The organism is Microbacterium sp. MYb62 (assembly GCF_002979475.1).
GTDB lineage: Bacteria > Actinomycetota > Actinomycetes > Actinomycetales > Microbacteriaceae > Microbacterium.
The window spans coordinates 1-14,229 of the sequence record NZ_PCOY01000011.1 but is presented as its reverse complement, the minus strand read 5'-3'; the positions used below and the strand labels follow the sequence as shown (position 1 = coordinate 14,229).

14 protein-coding genes and 1 tRNA gene are annotated in these 14,229 nt (G+C 68.9%); 7 read left to right on the top strand and 8 right to left on the bottom strand.

The features are described from left to right. Positions 1-6 precede the first annotated feature (6 nt). Together glmU and CQ042_RS12165 are read right to left on the bottom strand one after the other, a co-directional pair. The gene (gene glmU / locus CQ042_RS12170) at positions 7-1,437 is read right to left on the bottom strand and encodes a bifunctional UDP-N-acetylglucosamine diphosphorylase/glucosamine-1-phosphate N-acetyltransferase GlmU (RefSeq protein ID WP_105670748.1); all 1,431 of its coding nucleotides are present in this window, start codon (positions 1,435-1,437) and stop codon (positions 7-9) included. A gap of 1 nt (position 1,438) precedes the next feature. After that, positions 1,439-1,510, bottom strand: a tRNA-Gln gene (locus tag CQ042_RS12165). A gap of 109 nt (positions 1,511-1,619) precedes the next feature. Between CQ042_RS12165 and CQ042_RS12160 the strand changes: the two genes are divergently transcribed. From CQ042_RS12160 to CQ042_RS12150, 3 genes are read left to right on the top strand one after another with little or no spacing between them, the layout of a single operon-like run. Then, on the top strand, positions 1,620-2,093 hold the full coding sequence (locus CQ042_RS12160; RefSeq protein WP_105670747.1) for a GNAT family N-acetyltransferase: 474 nt from the start codon (positions 1,620-1,622) through the stop codon (positions 2,091-2,093). Between the two features lie 30 nt (positions 2,094-2,123). Continuing rightward, on the top strand, positions 2,124-2,618 hold the full coding sequence (locus CQ042_RS12155; RefSeq protein ID WP_105670746.1) for a MarR family winged helix-turn-helix transcriptional regulator: 495 nt from the start codon (positions 2,124-2,126) through the stop codon (positions 2,616-2,618). Between the two features lie 19 nt (positions 2,619-2,637). Beyond that, the gene (locus CQ042_RS12150) at positions 2,638-3,606 is read left to right on the top strand and encodes a pseudouridine synthase (protein ID WP_219844853.1); all 969 of its coding nucleotides are present in this window, start codon (positions 2,638-2,640) and stop codon (positions 3,604-3,606) included. On the opposite strand, the gene CQ042_RS12145 is transcribed toward CQ042_RS12150, so the two are convergent. The 5 genes from CQ042_RS12145 to CQ042_RS12125 form a co-directional block, all read right to left on the bottom strand. After that, positions 3,593-4,252 (bottom strand): methionine ABC transporter permease, encoded by a 660-nt coding sequence (locus CQ042_RS12145; RefSeq protein ID WP_105670744.1) that lies wholly within the window; start codon positions 4,250-4,252, stop codon positions 3,593-3,595. The genes CQ042_RS12150 and CQ042_RS12145 overlap by 14 nt on opposite strands. Further along, positions 4,252-5,295 carry a methionine ABC transporter ATP-binding protein gene (locus CQ042_RS12140; RefSeq protein ID WP_105670743.1) on the bottom strand — a complete coding sequence of 348 codons (1,044 nt, stop codon included), beginning with the start codon at positions 5,293-5,295 and terminating at the stop codon, positions 4,252-4,254. Before CQ042_RS12140 ends, CQ042_RS12145 begins: the two co-directional genes overlap by 1 nt. Before the next feature lie 96 nt (positions 5,296-5,391). Then, complete coding sequence (locus CQ042_RS12135) at positions 5,392-6,303, bottom strand: MetQ/NlpA family ABC transporter substrate-binding protein (protein WP_105670742.1); 912 nt, start codon at positions 6,301-6,303, stop codon at positions 5,392-5,394. 103 nt (positions 6,304-6,406) lie between these two features. Beyond that, on the bottom strand, positions 6,407-8,197 hold the full coding sequence (locus tag CQ042_RS12130; RefSeq protein ID WP_105670741.1) for a Na+/H+ antiporter: 1,791 nt from the start codon (positions 8,195-8,197) through the stop codon (positions 6,407-6,409). A gap of 40 nt (positions 8,198-8,237) precedes the next feature. Beyond that, positions 8,238-10,061 carry an ABC-F family ATP-binding cassette domain-containing protein gene (locus CQ042_RS12125; protein WP_105670740.1) on the bottom strand — a complete coding sequence of 608 codons (1,824 nt, stop codon included), beginning with the start codon at positions 10,059-10,061 and terminating at the stop codon, positions 8,238-8,240. Positions 10,062-10,184: 123 nt separating this feature from the next. Between CQ042_RS12125 and CQ042_RS12120 the strand changes: the two genes are divergently transcribed. Continuing rightward, entirely contained in the window at positions 10,185-11,111 is a 927-nt protein-coding gene (locus tag CQ042_RS12120) for a spermidine synthase (RefSeq protein WP_146115394.1), read from the top strand. Here CQ042_RS12120 and CQ042_RS12115 read toward each other — a convergent pair. Next, positions 11,108-12,223, bottom strand: coding sequence for a DUF998 domain-containing protein (locus tag CQ042_RS12115; RefSeq protein ID WP_105670738.1), 1,116 nt, complete (start codon positions 12,221-12,223; stop codon positions 11,108-11,110). The genes CQ042_RS12120 and CQ042_RS12115 overlap by 4 nt on opposite strands. Positions 12,224-12,375: 152 nt before the next feature. Between CQ042_RS12115 and CQ042_RS12110 the strand changes: the two genes are divergently transcribed. The 3 genes from CQ042_RS12110 (at position 12,376) to CQ042_RS12100 (ending at position 13,926) form a co-directional block, all read left to right on the top strand. Continuing rightward, positions 12,376-13,026 (top strand): HAD-IA family hydrolase, encoded by a 651-nt coding sequence (locus CQ042_RS12110; RefSeq protein WP_105670737.1) that lies wholly within the window; start codon positions 12,376-12,378, stop codon positions 13,024-13,026. Between the two features lie 94 nt (positions 13,027-13,120). Beyond that, positions 13,121-13,477 (top strand): YidH family protein, encoded by a 357-nt coding sequence (locus tag CQ042_RS12105; protein WP_105670736.1) that lies wholly within the window; start codon positions 13,121-13,123, stop codon positions 13,475-13,477. 41 nt (positions 13,478-13,518) lie between these two features. After that, positions 13,519-13,926 carry a DUF202 domain-containing protein gene (locus CQ042_RS12100; RefSeq protein WP_258132240.1) on the top strand — a complete coding sequence of 136 codons (408 nt, stop codon included), beginning with the start codon at positions 13,519-13,521 and terminating at the stop codon, positions 13,924-13,926. The last annotated feature ends 303 nt before the right edge of the window (positions 13,927-14,229 follow it).

Here is a 14,229-nt window from a genome sequence, read left to right as displayed (position 1 = left end):
CTCCGCCTATTCCGCCGAATTCTCGCGGGACGCAGCATCCGCCGCGCCCGTGCCTGCTCTGTTCTTCTCGACCCAGCCTTCGATGTTGCGCTGGGGGGCGACGGTCATGGCCAAGGCTCCGGCCGGGACATCCTTGCGGACGACCGCGCCGGCGCCGGTCTTCGCGCCTGCACCCAGCCTAACGGGCGCGACGAGCACCGTGTGCGACCCGGTGTGCACCTCGTCGCCGATCTCGGTGCGGTGCTTGTGCACGTCGTCGTAGTTCGCGGTGATCGTGCTCGCACCGAGGTTCACGCCGCGGCCGATCGTCGCGTCGCCGACGTAGGAGAGGTGCGGGACCTTGCTGCCTTCGCCGATCTCGGCGTTCTTGGTCTCGACATAGGCGCCGATCTTGCCCTTGGCGCCCAGCACGGTGCCGGGGCGGAGGAACGAGAACGGACCGACGGTGGCTTCGGCGCCGATCACGGCGAGGGTCGCATCGGAGCGGCGGACGATCGCGTCCTCGCCGACCTCGCAGTCGACGAGCGTCGTGTCGGGCCCGATGACGGCTCCGGCCGCGATCACCGTGGCGCGCAGGATCTGCGTGTTCGGAAGGATCGTGACGTCGGGTGCGAGCTTCGCGTCGTCGTCGATCCAGGTGGTGGCCGGGTCGATCACGGTCACACCCTCGAGCTGCCAGTGACGCACGATCCGCTGGTTGAGCAGACGCCCGACCAGAGCGAGCTGCGTGCGGTCGTTGACACCGTAGGTGACTGTGACATCGGACACCACCGATGCCGCGACACGGTCACCGTCGCGACGGAGCAGCCCCGGCACGTCGGTCAGGTACATCTCACGCTGGGCGTTGTCGAGGCTCAGCTGCGGCAGGTAGGTGCGAAGCGTCGCGGCACGGAACACGTACATCCCGGCGTTGATCTCGCGGACCGCCGCCTCCTCGGCGCTCGCATCCTTCTGCTCGACGATGCGGTCGACGCTCCCGTCGGCATCGCGCACGACGCGTCCGTAGCCGGTCGGGTCGTCGACCAGCGCGGTCATCAGCGTGGCCGGCGCACCCGAGGCACGGTGCTCGGCCACGAACGCCGCGAGGGTGTCGACGTCAGCCAGGGGGCAGTCTCCCGACAGCACCAGCACGTCGCCGTCGAAGTCGTCGGGAAGCGCGTCGATCGCGACCTGCACCGCACGGCCGGTGCCGGGGACGTCATCCTGGTCGACGAACACCGCGTCGGGGTAGTCCTCCGTGAGCGCGGCGACGACCTGGTCGCGCTCGTGCCGGACGACGACCTCCACGTGCGCCGCCTGCAGCCGCCCCGCCGTCGTGAGCACGTGACCCACGAGCGGACGCCCGCTGATCGGGTGCAGCACCTTGGGCAGGCGCGACTTCATCCGAGTGCCCTGGCCCGCGGCGAGGACGACGATGGCGAGATTGTTCCCAGTCATGCTCCGCCGCCAGGACTCGAACCTAGACCTCACAGCTCCAAAGGCTGTCGTGCTGCCATTACACCACGGCGGACCGCGCCACCCGAGGGCGCCGCGGATCAAGTCTGCCATGCTCCGGCCCCGGTTCCGCTGACACCGTCGCCCGTCATCCGTCCGAAACACGGCTCTGGGATGCTGACGACATGAGCATCGTGATCGAACGGATCGAGGCCGCCGACCCCGCCATCGCAGCCTTCCTGGCCGCCCACCACGCGGAGATGGAGCACACGGCACCGCCGGAGAGCCGCCACGCCCTGGTCTTCGAGCGGCTGCTCGCACCGGGCGTCCGACTGTTCGCGGGGATGCTCGACGGTCGCCCCGCCGCCACCGGCGCACTGGCGGCGGTCGAGGACGGGCACGAGGAGCTCAAGTCGATGCGGACCGATCCGACCCTGCGCGGACGGGGTCTCGGGCGGTCCATGCTGTCGTTCCTCCTCGCCGATGCCGCCGCTCGCGGCATCCGCCGGCTCTCGCTCGAGACCGGGAGCGCGGACTTCTTCCTCCCGGCCCGCGCGATGTATGCCGCAGCCGGCTTCCGCGAATGCGGCCCGTTCGGCGGTTACGTCTCCGACCCGCACAGCACGTTCATGACGCTCGAGCTGCCCTCGGCGTCCTGATCCCCGACCCGCACACGCGATAATGGGCGGATGAGCGAGGTGGATGAGGTCGACCGGATCGTCGGCGCGTGGAACACCCAGCGTCCCGACCTCGACTTCTCCCCGCTGGAAGTCCTGTCACGGATGGACCGGTTGTCGCGGCACCTCGACCGCGCGCGCCGCGACGTGTTCCGTCGCAGCGACCTGGAGCACTGGGAGTGGGACGTCCTCTCGGCGCTGCGTCGGGCGGGCGCACCGTTCCAGCTCTCCCCCAAGCAGCTGTTGCAGCAGACCCTGGTGTCGAGCGGCACGATGACGAACCGGATCGACAGGCTCGTCGGCCGTCGTTTCGTGCGCCGTGAGGCCGACCCCGGCGACGGACGCAGTGTGCTGGTGATCCTCACCGACGACGGCCGCATCCGCGTGGATGCCGCCATCACCCGCCTCGTCGACGTCGAGGCCGACCTGCTGCAGGCGCTGTCCCGTGCGGACAGAGATCGCCTGGCCGGACTGCTGCGCAAGCTGAGCCTGAGCTTCGACTCGTGACCGGCCGCAGCTGATGGGCATGCCCTCTCCCCTCCCCGTCCGTGACGGCGTGGGGGCGACACGCCTGCACGTGCCCCTCACCGGCACCTGGCCCACCGTCGCCGCCTACATGGTCGAGCGCTTCTTCCACCTCGACCCCGAGCGTCTGCTGCAGAGGTTCGACCGCGGCGACATCGTGCGCGCCGACGGCTCGGCCGTCCCGCGCGACGCCCCGCTCGGCAGCGTCGAGTTCGTCTGGTACTACCGCGAGCCCGCCGTCGAGACGCGGATCCCGTTCGAGATCGAGATCCTGCATCAGGACGAGCATCTCGTGGTCGTGGACAAGCCGCATTTCCTGCCCACGACTCCCGGCGGCAAGTTCCTGCAGAACTCGGCGCTGGTGCGACTGCGCAACCTCCTCGACAACCCCGAGCTGGCGCCGATCCACCGCCTGGACCGTGCGACCGCCGGGCTGCTGATGTTCTCGTCACGCCCCGCGACTCGCGGCGCCTACCAGCTGCTGTTCGAGAACCGGCAGGTGCAGAAGGTGTACGAGGCCGTGTCGGCCCTGCCGGAAGACGCTTCTCTCCCGGCGTTCCCCGTGGTGTACCGCAACCACATCGAGAAGCCCCGCGCACAGGTGCGCGTGCAGGTCGACGACGCCAGGGAACCGAACGCCGAGACGCTGATCGAGCTGATCGGCAGCGACGACCGCGTGGTGCACACTCTGCTGCGCCCGCACAGCGGCAAGATGCACCAGCTGCGCGTGCATCTCGCCGCGCTCGGCATCGGCATCCTCAACGATCGCTTCTACCCTGAGCTGCTCGCGGATCTGCCGGACGACTTCGAGCGACCGCTGCAGCTGCTCGCCAGGGAGCTGAGCTTCGTCGATCCGCTGAGCGGGGCGGAGCGGGTGTTCACCACGCGGCGCACCCTGCAGGACGCACCGGTCGGCGAGAATCCCGTCGACAGAGCTCCCGACAGCGAGGCTCCCCTCAGCGGCGCATGACCTTGCGTGCCAGGCGCGTGCCCAGCATCTGCACGAGGTGCACGAACACCACGATCAGGACGATCGCCGTCCACATCACGACCGGTTCGAACTGCCGGAACCCGTAGATCTGGGCGAACGCGCCGAGACCGCCGCCACCGATCAGCCCGGCCATGGCCGTCATGTCGATGAGTGCGACCACGATGAACGTGTAGCCGAGGATCAGCGGGCCCAGCGACTCGGGGATCGCCACGGTGAACAGGATGCGCCAGGGGCCGGCTCCCATCGCACGGGCGGCTTCGATCACTCCGGGCGACACCGACACGAGGTGCTGCTCCACGATGCGTCCGATCGCGAAGGCGGCGGCGAGCGCGATCATGAACGCGCCCGCCGTCGTGCCGATCCCGGTACCGACCACCACGCGGGCGAACGGCTGGGCGACCGCCACGAAGAGCACGAACGGGATCGGCCGGAAGAAGTTCACCCCGAGGTTCGCGATGAAAGCGACGGGCTTGTTCTGCGCGAGCCCGCCGGGACGGGTGACATAGAGGATGACGCCGATCGCCAGGCCGAGGATGCCTCCGAGGACGAGCGCGAACGTCGTCATGTAGAGCGTCTCGAGCGCGGCCTTCCACAGCTCGGGCCACAGTTCGTTCAGGCGATCCATCAGCGGGCCTCCTCTCCGGCGATCTCGGTGACTTCGACCCGCTGCGCGATGTCGGCGAGGGTGCGGTCGATCACGGCATCGTCGCCGCGGATCGCGAGCGTGAGATGGCCGAAGGCCCGTCCGCGGATGTCGTTGATCCCGCCGTACACGAGCTCGAAGTCGAGACCGGCGCCGGCGAGCTCGAGGAAGACCTGCGCCTGGGAGGAGTCGCCATCGCGGAACGAGAACGTCACCAGGCGGCCCTGATGTCGGTCGCGCAGCACGGAGCGCTCCGACGGCGAGGGCACGCCCTTCACCACCGTGCCGACGAATCGCTGCGATGCCGGGTTCTGCGGGGCCGAGAAGACGTCGAACACATCGCCCTGCTCGATCACACGCCCGTTCTCCATCACGGCCACTTTGGTGGCGATGGTCTGGATCACGTCCATCTCGTGTGTGATGATGACGATCGTGACGCCCTGCTCCTTGTTGACGCGCTGGAGCAGGTCGAGCACCTCGTGCGTGGTCTGCGGGTCGAGGGCGCTGGTGGCCTCGTCGGCGAGCAGGATCGCGGGGCCCGTGGCGAGGGCACGGGCGATGCCGACGCGCTGCTTCTGGCCACCGGAGAGCTGCTCGGGATACGCCTTGGCCTTGTCAGCGAGGCCCACGAAGCTGAGCAGTTCGGCGACCCGCCTCTCGATGTCGGCTTTGGACCAGCCGGCGAGCTTGAGCGGGTAGGCGATGTTGGCCTTCACCGTGCGCGAGGAGAACAGGTTGAACTGCTGGAAGATCATCCCGATCCCGCCGCGCACCGTGCGCAGCTCGCGCTCATCGAGTGCGGTGATGTCGACACCGTCCACGGTGATCGTGCCGCTCGTCGCCGGTTCGAGGGCATTGATCAGGCGCACGAGCGTGGACTTCCCGGCGCCGGAGTATCCGATGATGCCGAAGACGTCGCCCTTCTCGATCGAGAGGGTGACGTCATCCACGGCCACGATCTCCGCACCGTCGCGGGTGCGGGAGGGGTAGGTCTTGGCGACGTTCGTCAGGGTGACGATCGGCATGTGCTGCTCCGGTCTGCTTCGGGAAAGAAGAATCGGGTGACGCGTTTTCGCGCCACCCGATTCTCCCTCATCGGACAGGGGTGGAATCCCCCCGTCCTACTTCTTCGCCTCGGCGTCCTCCTGGACCTTCTTCAGCGACGCGACGAGGTCTTCGACCGGCGTCTGCAGCGCCACCGCGGTGCCACCGGAAGACTCGAGCAGTCCCGCCTGCACGGCCTCGTTCGTCTGGAAGATCTCGACGAGCTTGAGGTACGTCTCGTTGTCGGCGTCCTCGGCACGTGCCGCGAAGATGTTCACGTACGGGAGCGCGCTGGGGTCTTCGGGATCGTCCTGCGCGATCGCATCCTCGAACGTGAGGCCCGCGTCCTGGACGAAGTCGTTGTTGATGATCGCGGCGGCGACGTCCGGCAGCGACGTCGGGATGAGCGCGGCCTCGAGCGCGGTGACCTTGACCTTGGACTTGTCGGTGTCGACGTCGGCGAGGTCGGAGTACGGGGTGCCCCCGCTCTTGAGCTCGACGAGGCCTGCCTGCTGCAGCACGTTCAGCGCACGGGCCTGGTTGGAGGCGTCATCCGGAACGGCGACCGTCTCACCCTCGGGGATGCTGTCGACGTCGTCGTACTTCTTCGAGTACAGACCGAGCGGGTAGATCGCGGTCGAGCCGATCGGCGTGAGGTCGGAGTCCGAAGCGTTGTTGTACTCGGCGAGGTAGACGATGTGCTGGAACTGGTTGAGGTCGATCTCCCCTTCGGTGAGAGCCGGGTTCGGCTGCTCGTACGAACCGAAGTCGACCAGTTCGACCGTGATGCCCTCTTCGGCTGCGGCATCGACGAAGGCGGGCCACTGCTCATCGCCCTTGCCGACGACGCCGATCTTGACGACCTCGTTCTCGGTCGACCCTTCGCTGCCGGAGCCGGCTTCGGAGGATGCCGTGGCGCAACCGGAGAGCGCGACGAAGAGCGGGACCGCGGCGAGCGCGGCGAGAACGGAGGTGGTGCGGCGTGACATGTGAAGGAGTTCCTCTCTTGGGGGGACTCGAATACGTTAGGCAGGCCGGACCGCGCACCAGGAATCGTGTGTCACACGGCGTCACAGCCGGGCAGGGAGCCAGTCAGTCGTACTCCTCGATCCCCTGCAGGCGCACCTGCTCCAGGTCGAGGCGGGCCGAGATGCGGCGCACCACGATGTCGTCCACGGTGCCGGCGCCGCGCAGGCCCAGCAGCACCTCGCGCTTGCGGTCGATGAGGGCGAGCTTGAGGCGGGTGTGCTCCTCGTGGCGGATCAACGGCGAGCGCTGCGCGAGGTCGACGTCGGTCGACATCGCGATGATCTGCAGGACCGTGCCGTCGGTGGCATCCGTCTCGGGGATCTGCTCCGTGTCGCGGTGCGCCGGCTCCCCTCCGACGGCGACCGGCGCGGGGTCGGCGACCGGTCCGGCGGTTCCGGCGCTCAGCGGATCGGGCGCGCCGAGCATCTCGTCGAGCGCCTCGGCTTCCGCGTCGACCAGCGCCTGCTCACGTGCCAGCGAGCGGGCGTTCGCGAATTCGAGCATCTGGTAGCCCTCGGAGCGCACGCGGTCGAGCACCTCCTGCCCCACGCCGTGCTCGGAGGCGAGGTCGTCGAGGGCGGCGAGCGCCGCTCCGGAGATCGCTCGCTCGGCGAGTTCGTACTCCTCGTCCTCGACATGGTCGACGGGGAAGCGCGCCCACCGCACGATGGCGGGCAGCAGCGGACCCTGCACGAGCAGGCTCAGCAGGATGACGCCCGCGGTGACGAACACGATCTCATCGCGCCCGTTGATGGCCCCGCCCTCGGTGATCGTCGCGGGGACCGACAGGGCGATCGCGAGCGACACGGCGCCGCGCATGCCGGCGACGGTGGAGACGGCTCTTGCTCGGGCCCGTGCACCCCGCGCCGGCCGTGGACCGGTCTGCCGCTGGAAGGGCACGTTCAGCAGCTGGAACAGGTACCGCACCGCCAGCAGCGTCGCCCACACGGCGAGGGTGATGAGCACGAGACGGCCGATCGCCGCCGCCGAGATCTCATGCACGACGTACTGCACCTCGAGCCCGATCAGCACGAACAGGGCGCCGTTGAGCAGGAAGACGCCGAACGGCCAGGCCGCATCGGCCTGCCGCCGGGACGAGGCGGTCGTCACCCGCGGCGACACGTAGGCGACGATGAGCCCGGCCACCACGACCGCGAGCACCCCGGAGGCATGCACCATCTCGGCGACGAGGAACGCGGTGAACGGGATCAGCAGCAGTGCGACGTTGATCACGATCGTCGACGAGGTGCGACGCAGCAGCAGGTAGCCCAGAGCAGCGACCACGACACCGGCCGCGATGCCGCCGACGTAGGAGATCAGCACGTCGAGAGTGACCGACAGCGGCGTGATCTGGCCGCCGAGTGCGAGCGACACCGCGATCGCGTACAGCACCAGTGCCGTGCCGTCGTTGGTCAGGCTCTCGGCCTTGAGCTTCATGAACATGCGTCGGGGCAGCAGACGCCCGAGGGCCGCGACGGCCGTCGCGTCCGGTGGGGCGACCGCGGCTCCCAGGATGAGGGCGATCTCCCACGGCATGCCGAACAGCACGCCGATGCCGGCGACCGCGAAGGCCGAAGCGACGACGAGGACGGTGCTCATCGGCAGGATGTAGCGGAAGTCGCGGCGGATCGACCGCAGCGAGGTGGTCAGGCTCTCCCAGAAGAGCATCACCGGGAGGAACAGCAGCAGCACCGTCTCCGGGGGCAGCTGCACTTCGCGCAGCGGCGGCACGAAGCCGAGCAGCAGTCCGAAGATGACGAGGACGAGGGGCAGCGCGAGACGCACGCGCGGGGCGATCAGGGTTCCGACGAGAATCGTGAGTCCGAGCAGGACTGTTACTTCGAGGCCTTCCATCCCTACCTCCCAACAGCGGTGAGAGAAGGATATTCCTCTGTCAGCCGATCTCCTCGGTGAGTTCGAACCAGCGCAGCTCCAGCTCCTCGATCTCGGCCTGCTGGTCGCTGATCTTCTTCATGCGATCGCCGAGGCCCGCGTAGTCGGCCTGGTCGTGATCGGCCAACGCGGTCTTTGCGGCGTTCACCTGCTGCGTGAGCTTCTGGATGCGTCGCTCGAGGGCGGAGATCTCCTTCTGCGCCGCGCGCAGGGCCGCACCGTCGAGCCCCGTGGCTTTCGCGGTCGCGGTCGCCGTCGCGGCGGCCGTCGCCGTCTGCTTCGACCCGCTGGAGGCCTGCAGGTGGCGCAGTCGGAGATACTCGTCGACCCCACCGGGAAGGTGCCGCAGATGACCGTCGAGGATCGCGTACTGCTGGTCCGTGACGCGCTCCAGGAAGTACCGGTCGTGGCTGACGACGAGGAGCGTGCCCGACCAGGAGTCGAGGAGGTCTTCGATCGCGGCGAGCATGTCGGTGTCGAGGTCGTTGGTCGGCTCATCGAGGATCAGCACGTTCGGCTGGTCGAGCAGCACGAGCAGCAGCTGCAGACGGCGCTGCTGACCGCCGGAGAGATCCTTGACCGGAGTGGAGAGCTGGGCGGAGTCGAACCCGAGACGTTCGAGCAGCTGGCCCGGCGTGAGGTCCTGCGCCTTGGAACCTGCGCCCATCGTGTACGAGGTGCGCAGGCCCGAGATGATTACGCGCACCGGGTCTTTCCAGTGCTGGGTGAGCTCGTCGAGCCGCTGCGTGAGGGTCTGCACCTTCACGGTCGTGCCGCGCTTGACCCGGCCGACGGTCGGCTCCACGGTGCCGGAGATGAGTCCGAGCAGGGTGGACTTGCCGGCACCGTTCACGCCGAGGATGCCGGTGCGCTCACCGGGAGCGATGCGCCACTCGATGTCGCGCAGCACGACCTTCTCGCCGCCGTCCGCCGTCGGGTACGTCACCCCGACGTCGAGCAGGTCGACCACGTCCTTGCCGAGGCGCGAGACGGCGAGCGACTGCAGCGAGACCTTGTCGCGGATCTCGGGGACATCGGCGATGAGCTCGTTGGCCGCGTCGATGCGGAACTTCGGCTTGGCGGTGCGGGCGGGCGCTCCGCGGCGGAGCCACGCGAGCTCCTTCTTGGCGAGGTTCTGACGCTTCGCCTCGGTCGCGGCCGCCATGCGGTCGCGCTCGACGCGCTGCAGGATGTACGCCGCGTAGCCGCCCTCGAAGGGCTCGACGATGCGGTCGTGCACCTCCCAGGTCTCGGTGCAGATCTCGTCGAGGAACCACCGGTCGTGGGTCACGACCATGAGGGCGCCCGAGTTCGGCGACCAGCGCTTCTTGAGATGTCCGGCGAGCCAGGTGATCGCCTCGACGTCGAGGTGGTTGGTGGGCTCGTCGAGGGCGATCACGTCCCAGTCTCCGGTGAGGAGTTTCGCGAGCGAGACCCGGCGGCGCTGGCCACCGCTGAGCGAACCGATCTCGGCATCCCACGGCAGGTCGGTGAGCAGTCCTTCGATGACGTCGCGCACCCGCGCGTCACCCGCCCACTCGTACTCCGGGGTGTCGCCGACGACCGCGGCGCTGATCGTGAGGTCATCCGGGAGGTTGTCGGCCTGATCGAGAACGCCGATGCGCGTTCCTCCGCGCACGGTGACGCGTCCGGAGTTCGGCTCCTTGATGCCGGCGAGCATCCCGAGGAGACTGGATTTGCCGTCGCCGTTGCGGCCGACGATGCCGATGCGGTCGCCCTCCTCGATGCCGAGGGTCACGGAGTCGAAGACGACCCTGGTCGGATATTCGAGGTGGAGGGCTTCAGCCCCGAGAAGATGTGCCATGTTCCTTCAAGGGTAGTCGCGTGCGGGCGGCGCGCCGGCCGCCCTCCACGGCGAGACCGTCTGGATGCCCCGTTGTCGGGCAGGGCGGTCTCCGACCGCCTTCGCCCGATCTAGGATCGACGGGTGCCAAGGAATCGCCGGGTGTTCTCGCTCTTGCTCGACAATCGCAAGGCGAAGCTGATGCAGTCGAGAAGGCGACCCGGTCGCTACGAGCTCAGTGTCGATGGGATCGCGCAGTCCGTCGTCTCGATGACCGATCCCACGGAACTCGAATACGCCTACACGCAGCACGTCGCCAGGGCGATGGATGCCGCGGCCGAACCCGGTGCACCGCTGTTCACCGTGCATCTTGGAGCCGGAGCACTCACGCTGGCGCGCTACGTCGAGGCTACGCGCGCCGGATCACCGCAGCTCGTGGTCGAGTTCGAGCCCGCCCTCTATGCCGCAGTGATCGCCGCGCTGCCCCTGCCCTCGGGCGCTGATCTGCGAGTCATCTTCGGCGATGCGCGAGCCGTCGCAGACGCGGATCTTCCGGACGAGAAGCGATCGTCCGTGCCGTCCCCCCCGTCCCCCGCGCTCGGCGCCGCAGCGTCTGCGGGCACCGCGGTCGACACCGATTGGGTGGATGCGCGCTTCACCGTCGTCGATCTGTGGGACGCCGCGGTCATCCGACATCGTGTGGCCAGCCAGGAGTTCTACCGCCGCGTCGCCGCCCGCTCCGCCGCAGGGGGAGTCGTGGCCGTGAACCTGCTCGACGGTCACCCGTTCGAGTACTCACGGCGACAGGCGGCCACCCTTCGCACCGTGTTCGATCACGTCGCCGTCGTCCTCGACGCGGAACCGGACGATGGGGAAGGACCTCTCGGCAACGTCGTCATCTTCGCGAGCGATGAGCCGCTGAGCATCGTGACGACCCCCGACCTTCTCGGCTCACCACGACCTCACATGCTCCACGACGGTTCTCTGACGTCGTGGATCGCCGAAGCGCGCATCATGACCGACGCCGACGGCACGGACTCCCCCGACCCCGATGACCCGATCTGGGGCTAGCGCGCCTCCGCTGCCGCACTGGCCGCGGCTGCCGGTGCAGTGACCGACCCCGCAGTGCGCAGGAACACGATGATCCAGCTGAAGATCAACACGGCGGCGATCAGCTCGACCGCGGTGAGGTTGTAGTAGCCGACCGCGAAGAAGGCGGCGAGCAGGATGATCACCAGCACGTAGATCCATCCGAAGGCGACGAACACGCGAGGGATGGTCGGCAGGAACCAGGGCAGCCCGACCACGACGATCCCGAACACCACGGTCATGCCGGTCGCGACGGTGTTGTGCAGGAGGAAGAATTCGTCCACGGGGAAGAGTCCGACGCACGCGAGGAAGATCCCCATCAGGATCAGCCCGCCGCGCACCATGAACCGCCCTCGACGCTCCTCCGGGCTCTCGGCCGGAAGGCCTGCGGTCGCGTAGCGCGAGATCGTCGTGATCATCACGCCGGCGATGACGAGCGTGACGTTGAAGGCGACCGAGGCGCTGTTGGTGCTCATACCGAGTGCGGACAGGTTGTCGCGCCACCAGTGCACGTCGCTGGAGGCGAGCATGCTGGCGAACGCCCCGACCACGAGGAAGACCGCGAGCACCAGCGACAGCACCATCGGGGTGAGCGCCACGGCGCTGAGGAACGAGACGTATCCGGTCAGCGCGAAGGCGACGGCCACCAGCACGGCGCCGGGGAACGGGAACACCGGGGCATCGGTGAAGCTCCGTTCGAGGAGCGCCGCGATCCCGAGCCAGCCGAGGCACGCGATCGCCGCGTGGGCGAAGGCGATCGCCGTGAGGTCGTACCACCGCAGTCGGTCACCCGGCACGCTGAATCCGTCGCGCACGGATTGCGGGTCGGGCTGCTCCGGTCGCACGGCGAGTCGTCCCAGAGTGAAGGCGATCACCGCGGTGATCGCACCGCCGTACGCGGCGAAGACGCCGATCGACCCGCTGCCGCTGATCGCCAGGTCGTGGCCCCAGAAGACCGGGAGCCCGATCAGGAATCCTGCGACGAAGAAGCCGGCGCCGACGATCAGGGCGGTCGCCTCGAAGACGGCCTGCGCTGTCTCCGGACCACGCACCTGGCGCAGCACCTGCATCACCCTGCTCGCGAGTGCATTCATCCTCGTCCTTCCCGGTCCACATCCTAGAAGGCGCGCGCTCCGGTCGCCGCGCGGTCGACGCCCCGATTCTCGCGTCGACGACGTGCGTCGTTCGCCGCGCCCGAGAGCGCCCCTCCCCCGACACCCTCAGCCGCCGGCAGTAGCCTGGACGGGTGACCCAGACCATCGCCGCCCGCGCCGCCCTCCTCGATATGGACGGCACCCTCGTCGACTCGACCGCCGTCGTGGAGCGACTGTGGCTCGCCTGGGCCGAGCCGCACGGCATCGATCCCGAAACCGTGCTGCGCACCGTGCACGGCCGGCAAGGGCATCAGAGTATGGCGATCATGCTCCCGGAGCGCGATCACGCGATCAACCTCCACGAGAACGACGTCATGCTCGCGAACGAGGCGGGCGACGTCGAGGGCGTGATCGAGATTCCCGGGGCACGCGCGCTGCTCGATGCTCTGCGCCCGTTCCCGCACGCGATCGTCACCTCCGCGAACGTCGCCCTCATGACCGCGCGGATGCGCGCGGCGGGGCTGAGTGTCCCCGAACAGAAGGTCACCGCCGAGGACGTGTCCGCTTCCAAGCCTCACCCTGAAGGCTTCCTCCGGGCGGCGGAGCTTCTGGGAATCGATCCGTCGGACTGCGTCGTGTTCGAAGACTCCGGTGCCGGCATCCAGGCGGGTCTCGCCGCGGGCATGCGCGTCATCGGTGTCGGGAAGCACGCGGCAGCGCACCACCCCACCGTTCTGGTCACCGACCTGTCGCAGGTTTCCGTCACCGCCACGGAGAACGGGTTCGAGCTCACGATCGGCTGAAACCGAAGGCGGGCCTTCCTGCGGTCGCGCTCTGGTCCCTCGGCGGCTCCCCGCGGCGATCTCCGCCGTCTACCCGCACCGCTACGATGAGGCGATGCGACGATTCCCCGCCTCGGTGTACGGCATCGGTGAGGAGCCCGATCCGCGCTTCTCCCTCGCGAACGAGCGGACGTTCCTCGCCTGGACGCGCACCGGTCTCGCGCTGATCGCCGGTGGCGTCGCCCTGGAGGTGCTCGGCCTCGACCTGCATGCCGGATTCCGCCTCGCGGCCTCGTTGCTGCTGATCTTCACCGGCACTGCCGTCGCACCGCTCGCCTGGTGGGAGTGGATGCGCGCCGAACGCGCATTGCGCCAGTCGCGTCCGCTTCCCGGCGCGTTCTCTGCGGTCGTGCTCGCCGTCGTCGTCACCGTCGTCGGTCTGCTCGTCGTGGCCGGGGTGCTCTGGCGGTGACGGGTCAGGGGCCGAGCGTTCACGGGCCGTTCGATCCGGGCTTGCAGCCCGAGCGCACCGAGCTCGCGTGGCGCCGCACGGCTCTCGCGATCGCGATCGGCTCCCTCGTGTCGCTGCGGATCTTCCCCCTGATGCTGCCCTCGGCATTCGCGGCATGGGGGTTCGTCCCGGGAGCGGTCGGCCTCGTCGCGGCCTGCGCGCTCTGGTCGGCCGCGCGGCGACGTCAGCTGCGGATGACCGCGTGGCTGCATTCGACGCTTCCGGGAGCGACGTCGGAAGCGGCGCCGGGAGCGGCGCCGGGAGCGGCGCCGGGAGCGACGTCGGGAGCGACGCCGAAGATCGCTCCCGGCGGAGGACTGCTCGTCGCCCTTGCAGTCCTCGCCACAGGCTTCGGGATCCTGTGCATCGGGATCGTCGCGATGTCGTCGCTCGTGGCCGCCACGGGCTGAGCAGAGGCGCGGCCTGATTGACGGCGCAGAGTGATTGACGGCGCAGACTGGCGGACGACACAAGCTGTCCGACGAGGCAAGCTGACCGACGGCACAAGCTGACCGACGGCGCAAGCTGACCGACGGCACAAGCTGACCGACGGCGCAAGCTGACCGACGGGGGGAAAGTGACCCCGCGCCATCAAGATCTGACAGGTGTCCGTCGGGGTTGCGCGGCTGGGCTCGTCGCGGTGGATCGTGGTGCGGGTGGTTGTGGGGTGCGCCATTGTCGGGTGGGGTCCCACCAGGCGGGTCCGCGGACGT